Source organism: Gaetbulibacter sp. M240, from assembly GCF_043876815.1.
In the GTDB taxonomy this organism is placed as follows: Bacteria; Bacteroidota; Bacteroidia; order Flavobacteriales; family Flavobacteriaceae; genus Gaetbulibacter_A.
Genome location: NZ_JBAWKA010000001.1, coordinates 901060 through 916776, shown reverse-complemented (window position 1 = coordinate 916776; position 15717 = coordinate 901060). Strand labels below are relative to the sequence as shown.

At 36.2% G+C, this 15717-nt stretch carries 16 protein-coding genes; 9 read left to right on the top strand and 7 right to left on the bottom strand.

Features of this window, described 5'->3' with window-relative positions; all coding sequences use genetic code 11:
• Positions 1-5: 5 nt before the first annotated feature.
• Together V8G61_RS04080 and V8G61_RS04075 are read right to left on the bottom strand one after the other, a co-directional pair.
• On the bottom strand, positions 6-926 hold the full coding sequence (locus tag V8G61_RS04080) for a lytic transglycosylase domain-containing protein (protein ID WP_394874160.1): 921 nt from the start codon (positions 924-926) through the stop codon (positions 6-8).
• Between the two features lie 51 nt (positions 927-977).
• Positions 978-1640 carry an alpha/beta hydrolase gene (locus V8G61_RS04075; protein ID WP_394874159.1) on the bottom strand — a complete coding sequence of 221 codons (663 nt, stop codon included), beginning with the start codon at positions 1638-1640 and terminating at the stop codon, positions 978-980.
• 121 nt (positions 1641-1761) lie between these two features.
• On the opposite strand from V8G61_RS04075, the gene V8G61_RS04070 reads away from it, so the two are divergent.
• Complete coding sequence (locus V8G61_RS04070) at positions 1762-2058, top strand: N-acetyltransferase (RefSeq protein WP_394874158.1); 297 nt, start codon at positions 1762-1764, stop codon at positions 2056-2058.
• 62 nt (positions 2059-2120) lie between these two features.
• Here the strand turns inward: V8G61_RS04070 and V8G61_RS04065 are convergent, their stop codons facing one another.
• Positions 2121-2636 carry a hypothetical protein gene (locus tag V8G61_RS04065; RefSeq protein WP_394874157.1) on the bottom strand — a complete coding sequence of 172 codons (516 nt, stop codon included), beginning with the start codon at positions 2634-2636 and terminating at the stop codon, positions 2121-2123.
• Positions 2637-2748: 112 nt separating this feature from the next.
• On the bottom strand, positions 2749-4080 hold the full coding sequence (gene mtaB, locus V8G61_RS04060) for a tRNA (N(6)-L-threonylcarbamoyladenosine(37)-C(2))-methylthiotransferase MtaB (RefSeq protein WP_394874156.1): 1332 nt from the start codon (positions 4078-4080) through the stop codon (positions 2749-2751).
• 91 nt (positions 4081-4171) lie between these two features.
• Between mtaB and V8G61_RS04055 the strand changes: the two genes are divergently transcribed.
• Positions 4172-5791, top strand: a complete 1620-nt coding sequence (locus tag V8G61_RS04055) for an ABC transporter substrate-binding protein (protein ID WP_394874155.1) — start codon at positions 4172-4174, stop codon at positions 5789-5791.
• A 47-nt stretch (positions 5792-5838) separates the two neighbouring features.
• Here the strand turns inward: V8G61_RS04055 and V8G61_RS04050 are convergent, their stop codons facing one another.
• Together V8G61_RS04050 and V8G61_RS04045 are read right to left on the bottom strand one after the other, a co-directional pair.
• The gene (locus V8G61_RS04050) at positions 5839-7014 is read right to left on the bottom strand and encodes a GlmU family protein (RefSeq protein ID WP_394874154.1); all 1176 of its coding nucleotides are present in this window, start codon (positions 7012-7014) and stop codon (positions 5839-5841) included.
• A gap of 145 nt (positions 7015-7159) precedes the next feature.
• Positions 7160-7411: a type B 50S ribosomal protein L31 gene (locus tag V8G61_RS04045; RefSeq protein ID WP_394874153.1), complete on the bottom strand. Its 252-nt coding sequence runs from the start codon at positions 7409-7411 to the stop codon at positions 7160-7162.
• 154 nt (positions 7412-7565) lie between these two features.
• Here V8G61_RS04045 and V8G61_RS04040 point away from each other — a divergent pair, with 154 nt between their 5' ends.
• The 7 genes from V8G61_RS04040 to V8G61_RS04010 all read left to right on the top strand — a co-directional run bounded on the left by V8G61_RS04040 (position 7566) and on the right by V8G61_RS04010 (position 14561).
• Positions 7566-8096 (top strand): DUF4199 domain-containing protein, encoded by a 531-nt coding sequence (locus V8G61_RS04040; RefSeq protein ID WP_394874151.1) that lies wholly within the window; start codon positions 7566-7568, stop codon positions 8094-8096.
• 45 nt (positions 8097-8141) lie between these two features.
• Positions 8142-9089 (top strand): glycosyltransferase family 2 protein, encoded by a 948-nt coding sequence (locus tag V8G61_RS04035; RefSeq protein ID WP_394874150.1) that lies wholly within the window; start codon positions 8142-8144, stop codon positions 9087-9089.
• Between the two features lie 106 nt (positions 9090-9195).
• Entirely contained in the window at positions 9196-10926 is a 1731-nt protein-coding gene (locus V8G61_RS04030; RefSeq protein ID WP_394874149.1) for a phospho-sugar mutase, read from the top strand.
• Positions 10926-12755, top strand: a complete 1830-nt coding sequence (locus tag V8G61_RS04025; protein WP_394874148.1) for an ABC transporter ATP-binding protein — start codon at positions 10926-10928, stop codon at positions 12753-12755. The genes V8G61_RS04030 and V8G61_RS04025 overlap by 1 nt, the downstream gene beginning before the upstream one ends.
• 280 nt (positions 12756-13035) lie before the next feature.
• On the top strand, positions 13036-13578 hold the full coding sequence (locus tag V8G61_RS04020) for an RNA polymerase sigma factor (RefSeq protein ID WP_394874147.1): 543 nt from the start codon (positions 13036-13038) through the stop codon (positions 13576-13578).
• 30 nt (positions 13579-13608) lie between these two features.
• Entirely contained in the window at positions 13609-14109 is a 501-nt protein-coding gene (locus tag V8G61_RS04015) for a hypothetical protein (RefSeq protein ID WP_394874146.1), read from the top strand.
• A gap of 5 nt (positions 14110-14114) precedes the next feature.
• Complete coding sequence (locus V8G61_RS04010) at positions 14115-14561, top strand: hypothetical protein (protein ID WP_394874145.1); 447 nt, start codon at positions 14115-14117, stop codon at positions 14559-14561.
• Between the two features lie 11 nt (positions 14562-14572).
• On the opposite strand, the gene V8G61_RS04005 is transcribed toward V8G61_RS04010, so the two are convergent.
• Positions 14573-15616, bottom strand: coding sequence for a WD40/YVTN/BNR-like repeat-containing protein (locus V8G61_RS04005; RefSeq protein ID WP_394874144.1), 1044 nt, complete (start codon positions 15614-15616; stop codon positions 14573-14575).
• Positions 15617-15717 lie beyond the last annotated feature (101 nt).

Here is a 15717-nt window from a genome sequence, read left to right as displayed (position 1 = left end):
TTAACTTATTGGTAGTGTCCCGGTTCTGGAATTTCAATTTCGTATAATTTTCCTGATTTGTTATTCAGATGAGGCTCGCGTAACCAAGGATTGTGAATTTTAAGAATCTTATAGTTAATCTTAAATTGGGTAGCAAATTTTGTAAAATCAGTCACTGCCGTATCTACAGGCACTTTGTAGGTAGGTACTGGTTTATACAAATCTTTTTCTCTGAAATTAAATCCGTATTTAGTAGGATTCGATAAAATTTCCTTTACCGCTAATACTCGAAATACATAACGGCCGGTTTCCTCCCCTAGCAACAAATCGTAATAACTGGAAACATTTTGTTCTTCCAAGCGCTTACTCATACCATAATTTCCGGCATTATAGGCTGCCGCGGCAAGAGTCCAGCTACCAAGATCTTCCTTAGATTTCAAAAGGTATTTACATGCCACTTCCGTAGCCTTTTCCAAATTATAACGTTCATCTACATTGTCATTAATCTCCAAACCGTTTTCTTTACCTGTTGCACTCATTATTTGCCAAACACCTCTGGCGCCGGCTGGAGATACAGCATTAGTCAAACCACTTTCAATAACAGCGAGATATTTAAAATCATTAGGAACACCATACTTTTCCAAAATGGGTTCAATAACCGGAAAATATTTATTGGCCCTTTTAAATAATAGTAGGCCATTAGACTGCCAATAGGTATTTACGAGTAGTTCCCGGTCCATGCGTTCAAAAATATCAGGATTTTCAAGCGGTGCAGGTTCTCCTGCAAAATCTAAATTTTGAGGGATCTGTAAGGCATAAACATTATAATCGTTGAATAATTTTTTCTCAAAATTCTCATCCGTAGGAGCATCTTTAAGGGCATAAATAAATAGTCCACATAAACTTAAAAGTCCTATAAAGGCAAATATTCTTTCTACAATTTTCATCACATTAAGTTTTGGTTAAAATTACTAAATAAAACGATACTAATGGCTGGTCTAATCTAAAATTATTTGTGGCAAATGCGCATTAAACCATCTGTATTTATTCAGGATCATGGTATGAGTACCCCCTGAAATAGGTAAACAACCGTTAATATATTTGATTGGGAAAACAGAATCTTTATCGCCATGAATATGAACGATATTATGAATGATATTATGATGTTCCCAATTTACCATTTTTTCAACCGCCCAATTTAAATACCGGATATCACTTACAGTTAAATATGTTTTATATAGTTCCAAGCGTTTTTTCACCCCTTTCCCTACGGCATATTTCGCCAATAAGTCAACATTACTAGCCAATTGCATAGGCAAAAGCTTATAGGCTTTGGTCGTTTTTGCGAGGATCATGTGCGGAGGGATCTCTTGAGTACATTTAACACTCGAAACAATAATCAATTTTCTTATGGATAAAAAGGGCAACATTTCCTGAACTAAAACACCCCCAAAAGACACCCCAAGCAACACAATATTTTGATGTTTAACACGATCGGACATGCGCTCAGCATAGGCCTTAAGAGACTCATTTTCAAGTGGAATAACCCATTCTAATAGGTGAATTTTGAATTGGTTTTCAGGCAATTTTATGTACTGAAATATTTTAGGACTTGCGGCCATTCCAGGCATTAAATATACGTGTATTAGTTCCTGAGACATAAGGTTTTAACTGTTAAAAGCTTTTAAATTGGTAATAATTTTTGTACTTTTGCATGGTAAATCTACTAAACTACTGTGAAAGTAGTCTATACTATTCCTTTGAAATTAAAAATTTAAACTCATGACTGAAGCTGCTGAATTAATTGATAATGAATTTTTACGTCAATTTGAACTAAAAGTTGAAGATCAATTAGCCAAAATTGAATATTCTTTACAAGAGCGAAAAATCTTTTTAACAAAGTTAGTAATCCCTGATAGTATTACCGATGAAAATTTTAAAACCAACTTTTTAAAATTGGTTTTTGAAGAAATTGAATCTCGCAATTTAAGCGTGATGCCTACCTCTCCAGCAATTGCAAAATTTGTGCGAAGTAACAGAAAATATAAACGTATGCTTCCGGTTGGAGTGCGCATATAACGTTATATGGTATAACTAATAAAGCCAAAGCCTACAACTTTGGTTTTTTTTATGCTTCGTTTTCACAATTTGGTATAAACGGCATCAACATCCTTTGTAACCACAATTTTAGACATATCAGCATCAAATACTTTTAGCTTATCCTTACGCTGAATGGTAATTTGATCACCACTGATAATGGCAGTTTCCGAACCTAATGTTATAATGTTACCATTTTTAGAATACGTTGTCGCTGCACCAATTACTCCAGGATTACAAATAATATTGGCTCTCAGGCTTTCGAGCAAACTATTCTGGCTTATTATTTCTAAACTTGGGTTGAAGGTATTGTTGAATAGCGCAATACCCGAAGAATCAAATTCAAGGATTTCATTATTTGAACAAGAAATTTCATTTAAAAGATTGTTACTAGCAACTCCGTCATTATTCATATCCAAAGCCTCTGACACATTCCAGGCAGTAAGTTGCCAAACACCGTCCATGAATTCGGCTTCTGCAGTTTTAGAATTATCTTCAGTACAAGCAAATAGTGTGGTTAGAATACAAGTAATTAAAATTACCCGAGGGAAGTTATTCATTTTGAGAGTGGTTTTAAGTCAATTGTGATTAAAGGCATTTACTTTTTGGTTAAAATGTAAAATGCTTAATTTTGTACATGGCTTTCATTAAATATTCTATATGATCAACAAATTAGCTAGATAATTGCAGTTTTGAAACAAATTCGAATCGCACCAAACCATCCGGATCTATTTCTGTGAGTTTTACATCCTGTAGGGTATTCACCAGTTCTGGATTCCAAGGTGCTTTGACCTTTACATAGTTTTCAGTAAATCCGTGAATATAGCCTTGTTTATTTTCACCCTCGAATAATACTGTAAACATATCTCCTATTTGACCTTCATAAAACGCACGACGCTTTTTTGCCGATAGACCACGGAGCATTTTACTGCGTTTGTGGCGTACTGATTTAGGAACAACACCTTCCATTTTAGCAGCTTCCGTATTATCCCGCTCGGAATAGGTAAATACGTGTAAATAGGAAATATCTAATTCATTTAAAAAATTATAGGTTTCCAGGAAATGATCTTCTGTCTCACCCGGAAACCCAACAATAACGTCTACACCAATACAGGCATGTGGCATCACCGACTTGATTTTAGCGACACGATCTTGATACAATTCCCGCATGTAGCGCCTTTTCATTTTTTTGAGTAAAGCATTACTACCAGACTGTAAAGGTATATGAAAGTGTGGCACAAATGCTCTGGAATTAGCCACCAACTCTATAGTTTCATTTTTAAGTAAGTTGGGTTCGATCGACGAGATTCTCAAACGCTCTATGCCTTCAACTTTATCCAACTCGGTTACCAGATCCAAAAAGGTGTGCTCATGTTTTTTATTTCCGAATTCTCCTTTTCCATAGTCCCCAATATTAACGCCAGTTAATACAATTTCTTTTATGTCCCGTTCAGAGATTTCTCGGGCATTTTGCAACACGTTTTCCATTGTATCACTTCGCGAAATACCCCGAGCCAGAGGAATTGTACAGTATGTACATTTATAATCACAACCATCTTGAACCTTCAAAAAGGCCCGTGTTCTATCTCCTATGGAATAAGATCCTACATAAAAATCAGCATCATCAATATCACAGGAATGAACCTCACCAAAATCATTTTTGGTAAGATCATTCAAATAGTCGGTAATTTTAAATTTTTCAGTAGCACCCAATACCAGATCAACACCATGAACATCTGCTAATTCCTGAGGTTTCAATTGGGCATAACAACCTACGGCTGCTACAAAAGCTTCTTCATTATGCTTCTGTGCTTGTTTTACAATAGTTTTAAACCGCTTATCTGCATTTTCAGTCACCGAGCAAGTATTGATCACATAAATATCTGCCTTTTCAGAAAAATCAACCCTTTCAAACCCTTCATCCTTAAAACTTCTTGCAATTGTAGAAGTCTCTGAAAAATTTAGTTTACAGCCTAAAGTATAAAACGCAACTTTTTTACTCATTTAATTTTATTTCCTGAGCTTGTATCAGGATGTATTTACAGTTATATTTACCTTTCTTTATTAGGGCTGCAAATTTACGATTATAAATGATATGATAAAACAGATTACAAAACTAATACTCAAGATATTAACTCTGACTTGCGTATTGGCCTTGTGTTATTCGTGTTCAAAAGATGTAAACAACGAACGCGAAAATCTTGTTTTTCGCTATAATGAATTTGCCAATATAAATACCTTAGACCCTGCGTTTTCTAGAACATTACAAGATAATTCAATATGCAATCAGTTGTTTAACGGATTGGTTCAATTGGACGACCAATTAAATATTCTGCCTTCTATCGCAAAGGATTGGACGATTTCAGAAAATGGCCTGGTGTATACCTTCACTTTGCGTGATGCTATATATTTTCACAAACATCCCTTGTTCGGGTCTGATTCAACGCGCGTGGTCACAGCACAGGACTTCACCTTTAGCTTCAACCGATTAAGAGATAAAAAACTGGCTGCCCCGGGAAGCTGGGTATTAAACAAGGTGGATGATTTTAAAGCTTTAAATGACAGCACATTTCAAATTAAATTAAATCAACCTTTTCCCGCCTTTCTGGGTTTACTCTCCATGAAGTATTGCTCCGTCGTACCGAAGGAAATTGTACATTATTATGGCGATGAATTTCGGTCGCATCCAATAGGTACCGGTCCTTTTAAATTTAAACGATGGGAAGAGAATATAAAGTTGGTTCTTAGACGAAATGAACTTTATTTTGAAAAGGATAATCAAGGTCGGCAATTACCTTACCTAGAGGCTGTAGCGCTCACTTTTTTACCGGATAAACAAAGTGAATTTTTACAATTTGCACAAGGTAATATTGATTACATCTCCGGTTTGGATGCCTCGTACAAAGATGAACTTTTATCTGCTGATGGTCGTTTGAGGCCACGATATGCTAAAACAGTGAACATGACCCGCGGTCCATATCTAAACTCGGAATACCTTGGGTTTTATCTGGAATCAAAAACCCCTGAAATTCAGTCGAAACTTATTCGTCAGGCAATAAATTATGGCTTCGACCGGAAAAAAATGATGATTTATTTGCGAAATGGCGTAGGAATTCCCGCGACAGGCGGATTTATTCCAAAAGGGCTTCCCGGCCACAGTGGCTCAATTGGTTACACGTATCAGCCGGAAAAAGCAAAAGCACTGGTAAAACAATTTAAAGAAGAGACAGGGATAGAAAATCCTGAAATTACACTTCAGACCTCCAGTAATTATTTAAGTTTTTGTGAATTCATTCAGCGCGAACTGGAAAAGGCTGGGCTCACTATTAATGTTAACGTTATGCCGGAATCAACATTGCGCTCTGCCCGTTCAAATGGAAAAATTGATTTGTTCAGAAGCTCCTGGGTAGCCGATTATTTAGATGCCGAAAACTACTTATCCATCTTTTATAGTAAAAACTTTACACCGGATGGTTCAAATTACTTCCATTTTAGAAATAAAGAGGTTGATAGCCTCTATAACAAGGCGTTTCTCATTAACGATATTCAGAAACGAAAATTACTGTATACCAAAATTGATTCTATTGCCATGCAAAACGCCATTATGATTCCTTTGTTCTATGATGAAGTACTTCGTTTTACACAAAAAAAAGTAAAAGGTCTGGGCATCAATCCAATAAACCTTTTAGATTTGCGCCAAGTTTACAAGGAGTAATCTTTAGAATATGACATTACGATTGTCTCGTATGTAATAAAATATATCTATCCGCGGCGATATTCCGAAGTGACTTCAAAAATATGATTAAGTATGGCACGATCCTGATCTGTAAACTCAACATTTCGTCGCGCCATGACCACCTGGCACACTTCAAAGGCTTTTTTAGTAAGATAGGTGGTAAACCCACTGCTTCCTCCCCAACTAAAGCTTGGCACAAAATTTCGAGGAAAACCACTACCGTAAATATTAGAACTCACACCAACAACGGTACCCGTATTAAACATGGTATTGATACCACATTTACTATGGTCGCCCATCATCAAGCCGCAAAATTGAAGACCTGTTTTTGCAAAACTCTGGGTTTTATAATCCCACAAACGCACAGGAGCATAATTGTTTTTAAGATTGGATGTATTGGTATCAGCGCCTAAATTGCACCATTCACCAATAACCGAATTCCCCAAAAATCCATCATGGCCTTTATTGGAATAGCCAAAAAGCACGCAATTGTTTACCTCTCCCCCTACTTTACTATGCGGACCAATGGTTGTAGGTCCGTAAATTTTTGATCCCAGTTTCAGTGTCGCATGTTCGCATAGAGCCAATGGTCCACGAATAATGGATCCCTCCATAATCTCGGCCCCTTTACCTATATAAACCGGCCCTGTGCTGGCATTAATAGTCGTAAACTCTAATTTAGCACCGGGTTCAATAAAAATATTTTCAGCTCCAATAATATTATTACTCTCAGGGATAGGTTCGGAAGTCTTGCCTTTAGTTAATAAATCAAAGTCTTCCTTTATGGCTACACCATTTTTTACAAATATATCCCAGGTGTTATCAATTTTTAATAAGGGCTCCTTGAATTCGACCACATCATAATTTGAAACTTCGAAACGTTTTTTAGGATTTTCAGTTACATAAGCCACAACCTGATCACCACTCATAATCGCCTGCCCTTTCTTAAGTGCTTTAACCCTCTTTATTAGTGGCGTATTTGGACCAAAAGCCGAATGGATCATAACATTGGTTTCGCCAGTTACCAGTGGAAATTTTTCTGATAAATAATGCTCTGTGAGTGAAGAGGTCTTAGTTTTTAAAAAAAGTTCCCATTTTTCCCGAAGAGTCAAAATACCAACACGAATATCCGCTAAAGGGCGCGTGTATGTAAATGGTAAAAGATTATCGCGAAAAGGACCGTCAAATAGGATGTAGTTCATGTGTTTTTTAAAGATAACAATTTAAACTTAGGGTATATTAAAAATAACCCGATTTAAATTCCGGTTACCAACAAAAATAGACGAATTGATTAAAATAAAAAAGCCTTTCATTTCTGAAAGGCTTCTATATAATGCTGTATTCAAATTATTTTTTGAATTTTGCGTATTTATTTTTGAATTTATCAATACGTCCGGCAGAATCTACCAATTTAGATTTCCCAGTGTAGTATGGATGTGACGTTCTAGAAATCTCCATCTTAACAAGTGGGTATTCTTCGCCATCAACTTCAATAGTTTCGTTCGTTACCGCAGTAGACTTGGTTAAGAAGATATCGTCATTCGACATATCTTTAAACGCTACTACTCTATAATTATCCGGATGTATTCCTTTTTTCATCACTTAAAAATTTTATGCGTGCTTTTTTAGAGGTGCAAATTTAAGTATTTTTTACAAATGAACAATCTTTTTTTATATTTTTTATTTAACTGATTAAATACTTCAATTTGGTATCTTTACCCACAAAACAAATGAGATTGTAAGGTCTAAAATTATGGATAAATCATTAAAAAAAGTAGCCAGCACGTACGGCTTATATTTAGGAGCTATTTTAAGTGTCATGGCAATTTTGGCATTTACCAAAAATCTGGATTTATTCTTAAAACCATGGTTTGGCCTCATTATATACGCGTTATGTCTACTTGCAGGATTTGTATCTCTTATTAAAATTAAAATATCAACAGGTGGGTATTTAACGTTTAGACATAGTTTCGCTTCCTATTTTATTGCCGTTCTTGTTGGCATAACCATGTTCACATTGGTGACTTTTATCCTTTTTAATTACGTAGACGCCGATGCCTCCAATTATTTAAAGAAAATGTCGATCGACAAAAACATTGAAGTTCTAAAAAGCATTGGTACGAGTCCTGAAAAATTGACTGAAACAAGAACTAATTTAGAGTCTGAAAATTTATTTTCTCTCGGAAATGCGATTCAAACCCTGATTATCACGTACATCATTCCTTTAAGTATTATTGGTTTGCTTGTTGCCGCAACCTTTAAGAAAAATCCGCCACAGAATTAATAATTCCTTATTTTTGAATGCGGTAACGTTTAAATTCCAAAGTCAATGAATATTTCAGTAGTCATACCACTACTTAACGAAGAAGAATCTTTAATCGAGTTACATGACTGGATCGAAGACGTTATGAAAGCACATTATCTAACCTACGAAATTATATTTATTGACGACGGAAGTACCGACAGTTCCTGGGAAATCATTTCAAAATTAGTATCAAAAAACAAAGCTGTAAAAGGCATTCGATTCACAAAAAATTTTGGTAAATCGCAGGCATTACACGCCGGTTTTGAAAAAGCCAAGGGCGACGTTGTAATTACAATGGATGCCGATTTACAAGATAATCCAAACGAAATTCCTGAACTGTTCAACATGATCACTAAGGAAAACTACGATTTGGTTTCCGGTTGGAAAAAGGTCCGTTATGACGCAGTGCTGACCAAAAACCTACCATCTAAACTATTCAATTGGGCTGCAAGAAAAACTTCGGGTGTGCATTTACATGATTTTAATTGTGGCCTGAAAGCTTACAGAAGCGACGTTGTAAAAACTATTGATGTTCATGGCGAAATGCATCGCTATATTCCTGTGCTCACTAAAAATGCCGGTTTCACCAATATTGGAGAAAAAGTGGTGCAACATCAGGCACGGAAATACGGGGTAACAAAATTTGGGATAAATCGTTTTATCTATGGTTTTCTAGACCTTATTACCATTTGGTTTATTTCCCGTTTTGCCCGGCGACCCATGCACCTTTTTGGCGCTTTGGGTGTCCTTATGTTCATTGTTGGGCTAGGGTTTTCTCTGTATCTAGGAATCGATAAATTATTTTTAAATCCGGCAGGACGTCTAATCACCCAGCGGCCACCATTCTACATTGCTCTGGTAACCATGATTATCGGAACCCAATTTTTTGTTGCCGGCTTCTTAGGGGAACTGATCCTTAGAACCAAAGAGAACAGAAAACGCTATTTGATTCAGAAAGAACTTAACTTTTGAAGAATTCGGTAGAAAATCTAATCAAATACGTTCAAAAATTTAACATGGCGAAGGCTATTCGAGACCAATTGTTTATTTTTGAATTAACAATTATTGCCAATAAATTATGATACACATTGAACCAAAAATTTTAGATCGTATAAACAGTTGGTTAACGCCAACTTTTGATGAAGAAACTCAAGAAACCATCAAAGAAAGCATTGCTAAAAACCCTAAAGACATTCAGGAAAGTTTTTATAAGGATCTGGAATTTGGCACCGGTGGTATGCGCGGAGTTATGGGCGTAGGAACCAACCGAATTAATAAATATACACTTGGCAGAAGTACGCAGGGCTTAAGTGATTATTTGCATCAGGCTATTACAAATGAAACTCCTAAAGCTGTGATCGCTTACGACTGCCGACACAACAGTAAAATCCTTGCAAAAGTGGTGGCTGATGTATTTTCGGCAAATGGCATTGAGGTATTTTTATTTGAAGATCTGCGACCAACACCGGAATTATCTTTCGCGGTAAAGCACCTGAAGTGTCATTGTGGCATCGTTCTTACTGCATCACATAACCCGCCGGAATATAACGGTTATAAAGTGTATTGGCAGGATGGCGGACAATTGGTACCACCACAAGATGGTGAGATCATAAACGTTATCAATTCAACGGATTACGCAAACATAAAATTTGAAGCCAATGAAGATCTTATCCATTACATTGGGCAGGACGTAGATCAGGCTTTTATCGAAGCATCTGTAAGTAATGGCAGTGTTGGTGCCACTCAAAACGCCAAAGACGATTTAACGATTGTGTTTACATCGCTTCATGGCACGTCCATTACGGCCGTTCCCGAAACGTTAAAGCGCGCCGGTTATAAAAATGTGCATATTGTTGAAGAACAAAAAGTTCCAGACGGTGATTTTCCAACAGTAGCTTCTCCAAACCCTGAAGAACCTGCGGCACTTAAAATGGCATTAGAACTGGCAGATAAAGTAGGTGCTGATATCGTTATAGGAACTGATCCAGATTGTGATCGTTTGGGAGTTGCCGTGCGGAATACGGATGGTAACCTTCAGTTATTGAACGGAAATCAAACCATGGTAATGATGACCGACTTCCTTTTGAAAAAATGGAAATCAGAAAATAAAATTAAGGGTAAAGAATTTATTGCGACTACTATTGTCTCAACACCCATGCTGAACCAACTAGCGGATGCCTATGGCGTTGAAAATAAAATAGTATTAACTGGGTTTAAATGGATCGCCAAATTAATTAAAGATTATCCCCAATTGGATTTTATTGGTGGTGGTGAAGAGAGTTTTGGGTACATGGTAGGCGATTTTGTGCGTGATAAAGATGCTGTAACCTCAACCCTATTAGCTTGCGAGATCGCAGCAATTACAAAATCTGAAGGAAGTTCCTTCTTTAAAGAACTTGTAACTTTATATACGAAACATGGCTTCTATAAAGAAAAATTAGTGTCCTTAACTAAAAAAGGTATTGAGGGGGCCGAAGAAATAGAACAAATGATGGTAGATGCTCGGGAAAATCCTGTTAAAACCATAAACGGTTCAAAAGTGGTGAAGATTGAAGATTACCAGTTATCAATTGCAAAGCATGCCGAAACGGGAAAAGAAACGTCTATCGAGGTACCGAAATCGAATGTGATTATTTATTACACCGCAGATGGTAGTCAGGTGGCTTTGCGCCCTAGTGGAACAGAACCAAAAATTAAGTTTTACGTAAGTGTTAATACTACTTTAGACAGTTCGGAAAACTTTAAATCAACCGAGGTAGAACTCGATAAAAAGGCCGAAGCCATTTTAAAAGACATGAACTTTATTTAATGAATCATTTTCTAAACATATTAAGGTATGCCAAACCTTATAAAAAACTGGCCTTAGGACACATTATTTCTAATGTGTTTTTTGCTTTATTTGGTGCCCTGTCCTTCGTGGCACTTATTCCTATGCTGGATATTTTATTTCAGAAAAAGGAAGCAGTTACTTCTATAACCAAACCCGTTTATACCGGATTAAGCAACTTAAAAGATTTCTATAAGGATTATTTGGCCTATCAGGTTCACTTATATGCTGAAGACGATCCGCAAAAGGCCTTGCTGCTAGTCATCGGATTAATAATAACCTTGTTCCTTTTAAAAAATATCTTTGGGTATTTGGCCAATTATTTTATGGTCTTTCTAAGGAATGGTGTGGTACGCGATTTACGAAACGCAGTATATAAAAAAACCGTAGAGTTACCCTTATCCTATTTCTCAGAACAGAAAAAAGGCGACATTATGGCACGTGTAACTAATGATGTTTCAACCTTGCAATATTCGATGTTACCCGTATTGGAGCTCATTGCTCGAGAGCCACTGGCTATAATTTTTACACTAATAGCCATGCTGATTATTAGTGCGAAACTCACCTTATTCGTCTTTATATTTATTCCACTTTCAGGAATTGTGATTTCCAGAATTGGAAAAAGTTTAAAACGAAAATCTGATCGGGTTCAAAAAGAACAAGGTACGATTCTATCTATTTTAGAAGAAACACTTAGCGGACTCCGCATCATAAAAGGATTTAATGCTCAAGAAAAATTTGACGTCAAGTTCAGAGATGCCTCAGGGCGATTTTACCACTTTTCAAACAAATTATTGAACCGTCAAAATTTAGCATCACCAATAAGCGAGGTTTTGGGTATTATCGTGATATCCATTTTACTCTGGTATGGTGGTCAATTAGTATTGATCGATAAATCCCTGGATGGTGCTTCCTTTATCGCTTACATGGGATTAGCCTATAATATTATGGTTCCGGCCAAAGCTATCTCCAGAGGTTTATATAATATTAAACAGGGTAATGCTGCCGCCGAACGTATTCAGGAAATCATCGATACACCAAACCCCCTAAAAGACCTTCCTGACGCACAGGAAAAATTGAGTTTCGATGCTGAAATTGAATTTAGAAATGTATCCTTTAAATATGAAAAAGAATACGTTTTAAAGGATTTTTCACTGACTATTCCCAAAGGAAAAACAGTGGCTTTGGTTGGACAATCCGGAAGTGGAAAATCAACTATCGCCAATCTAATAACACGATTTTATGACGTGAATGAAGGCAGTATTTTAATTGATGGTATTGACATAAGAAAATTAACCACCGCCTCTTTACGACAACAGCTTGGTATTGTAACCCAGGATGCGATTTTATTCAATGACAGTATCTCTAACAACCTTAAACTTGGTAATGACAAAGCTTCGGAAGGTGACATTATTAAGGCACTTGAGATTGCTAATGCTATGGAATTTGTATCGGTACTACCAGAAGGTATAGAGACCAATATCGGAGATTCAGGCAATAAATTGTCGGGAGGCCAGAAACAACGCCTGAGTATCGCAAGAGCTGTTCTAAAAAACCCACCGATCATGGTTTTGGATGAAGCTACCTCAGCATTGGATACTGAAAGTGAGCGTTTGGTTCAAATTGCCTTGGAAAACATGATGAAAAATAGAACATCCATCGTTATAGCGCACCGTTTATCAACCATTCAAAATGCAGATGAAATTGTTGTTTTAAATAAAGGCGAAATTGTCGAGCGCGGTAAACACAATGAACTCATTGCCAAAAAAGGCGTTTATAAAAAGCTTGTTGATATGCAGAGTTTTGAGTAGAAAATTCTGAAGTAATGAAAATAAAAAAAGGATAGAGATTTGGGTTTCTATCCTTTTTTAGTTTGTGTTAGACTTGGGGACGACTAACATTAAGTAGGTTTCTGTTACAAACATAAAGCATAAATACAATTATTACAACAAAAAGTGCATTTAATCGTTACTAAATAGCATTTCGTCGATGTTTTTTTATCTAGTTTATTGATTATTAAGACTTTAAAAATTAACTGTTTTTTAGATTAAACTTTTACTAATTTTAGCAGTCAAACCTAGAAAGAAAGTCGTGACAGACGAAACGCAATTAGTAGAACTTTTAAAATCGGATACCCAAAAAGATGAGGCCTTTAGGCTTTTGGTTTCTGATTACAAAGAACGACTGTATTGGCATATTCGAAATATCGTAAAAAGTCACGACGATGCAGACGATGTGTTACAAAACACATTTATAAAAGTGTATAAGAACATCCATAATTTTAAGGGCGATAGTAAATTATTTTCCTGGATGTATCGCATCGCTACAAACGAATCGATAACGTATATTAATAAGGAGGCGAAGCGACAGCACATATCAAATGAGGCGGTACAGCAACTTGCCATACAAAATCTGAGCGCAGACGTTTATTTTGAAGGAAGTGCCATCCAACTTAAATTACAGAAGGCCATTGCAACCTTGCCACAAAAACAACAGTTGGTGTTTAACATGAAATATTTTGAGGATTTAAAATATAAAGATATGGCTGCTATCCTGGAAACGAGTGAGGGCGCCTTGAAAGCTTCGTATCATTTAGCTGTAAAAAAAATTGAAGCCTATCTCACTGAGGATTAAACTTTTTAGAATTTTTTGAGTCTAAACTATATGATGAAAAAGAATAAATTAAATACTATTAAAAAAACAGGATTTAAAGTTCCCGAAGATTATTTTAATAATCTGGAAGAACAACTTTTAAGTGCTGCAAAACTTAGAGATAAAAATCCATCTTCAGGATTTGGTGTTCCTGATGGTTATTTTGAAACCCTCGAGGAACGCATCATGCAGCAGGTTCCCGAAGCACAGGATTCAAAAGTTATATCTTTATTCCGTAATAAATATGTACTTTATACAGCAGGTATCGCAGCATCCATTTTATTGTTGTTTAATCTCTCTATTTTTGATCATCAAACAAGCTGGGAGGATATTGATACTGAAACAGCAGAAAATTATGTGATTAACGAAAATATTGGTACCTATGAAATTGCTTCGTTATTAGAATTAGAAAATATTGATGAAACCAATTTTTTAGAACTTGATATCAAGGAAGAGCAATTGGAAACCTATTTAGAAAATAATGCCGAAATTGAAACTTTATTGATTGAATAAAATTTATGAAAATGAAAACCTACATACTCGCTTTTGGATTCCTTTTACTAGGTTTGGGTGTTATAGCGCAACCTAATCGGGATCAAATCCGGTCTTTAAAAGTAGCTTTTATTACAGAGCGTTTAAATTTAACACCAAAAGAAGCACAAGAATTTTGGCCCGTTTATAATGCCTATGATGATCGAATGGTTAAAATTAAATTCGAAGAACTGCGTGGTATTCGTCGGGCGATTAAAAAAAATGTAGAAACTGTGGACGACGTAGAAGCTAAAATTTTATTAGATAATTTAGTCAATGCTGAAAACAAGCTACATGAGCAAAAAGTTGGTTTAATTATAAGCCTTAAAAAGGTTATTTCTCCTCAAAAAATATTACTGTTGAAAATAGCCGAGGAAGATTTTAATCGTAAGCTTTTTGAACAATTTCGCAAAAAACGTGAACAACGTCCCTAGAAAAAAGCCACTTACTCTTTAAATATTAATTTTGAAATGCCTCCTTGCCCTGCTGCAAACGCTTCATGATCATTAATAAAACGTAAGGTATAAAATCCGGTATCACTTAAATGTTTCCAGGTATTTCCGGCATCAGCACTTAAATCAATACCATTAAATCCAACAACTACGAGACCCTTGCCTCCGCTGTTCGGGAAATATTGCACACAACTACGATAGCCCGGGTTTTGACCCACAGCTACAAGCTCCCAGGTTTTTCCGCCATCCCGAGTTCTTATTTTATTTTTAGAATGAGCCTCAGGGTTGGTATAGTCGCCTCCAATGGCAAATCCATTCTCAGCATCATAAAAAGCTAATGAATAAATACCCTCTGTGGGCTTCGCTTTAATTATAGGCGTATCAGATACCTGCCAGGATTGTCCCTTATCCGCTGAATAATAAATTCGGCCTGTGTTAGTAGCTACCCAGGTTTTATCACCTACTATGGCAATATTCGTATTACTCGCAGCAAAGGCACCTTCTTCAGGTAAGCCCTCAGGTAAATCTTCACAATCTAGTTTATTCCATGTGGCGCCACCGTTGCGGGTAATTATAATAGATATACATCCTCCTATACTATCACCAATAGCCATTCCTTCCTGGTCATTCCAAAAATCCATGGCATCATAAAACACACCTTGACCTTCTTCTTTATAAACCAATTCCATTCTCCCCGAATCTCCGGTTTTATACAATAAGCCAGGCGTATCGATAGACAACATAAAAAAGTCCGTTTTCGTATGTGCCACAGCTCTAAACTGAAGGGTTAAACTATCGTAGTTTTGAACTGCCGTTTGCCAAAGTTGCTTTTTGACGTCGTACAAACCATAAGCCCCATTATTCGCAGCAAAGGCTAGGTTGCCGTCATCAAGAATTTCGATGGCCCGAATACTCAATGTCGAATCCTGTAACACGGGTTCTATTTGAACCGATTTAAATTGGATGGGTTTAAATTCAGGTGATTGTTTACATGAGGCAAAAATCAGAATGAGTAATGCGGAAAGAAGATATTTCATAAAAAATATTTTTATAAAAATAGAAAAGCTATTCAAACCTAACAGTCTCTTTTATTGAAAGTTTGAATTTTATTAAATTTAAAAAAAAGGAAACCTTTCTA